The sequence below is a fragment of the Pauljensenia sp. UMB3104 genome (assembly GCF_030217285.1).
Lineage (GTDB): Bacteria > Actinomycetota > Actinomycetes > Actinomycetales > Actinomycetaceae > Pauljensenia.
Genome location: NZ_JASONN010000192.1, coordinates 1 through 302, shown reverse-complemented (window position 1 = coordinate 302; position 302 = coordinate 1). Strand labels below are relative to the sequence as shown.

At 71.9% G+C, this 302-nt stretch carries 1 pseudogene; it reads left to right on the top strand.

Annotated features, from left to right (window positions below):
- Nucleotides 1–211: pseudogene (locus QP415_RS11330) on the top strand (hypothetical protein); the annotation flags it as partial.
- Nucleotides 212–302: the final 91 nt, after the last annotated feature.

Below are 302 nucleotides of genomic sequence, written 5' to 3'. Positions count from 1 at the left end.
GCCCGCTCCTGGCGCTGCCCCGGTCGGCTACTACCCGCATGCGGCGGCACCGGCCCAGCCCGCTGCGCCCCAGGGTGCTCCCGTGCAGATGCCGACGACTCAGCCCGCGCCGCCCCAGGGTGCTCCCGTGCAGGTTCAGGCCTCGGGCCCTGTGCTTGCGCCTCCGAGTGGTGCCCCGCTCGTGCCCGGAACACCGGCGGATCCCGCGTAGGATTCCGAGTAGGGCGTTGATTCTGCGCGTCCTGACAGCGCTCCGTCGCTAGGACGTACCTCACCGCGTTCGGTTTGTGTCCACCCGGATG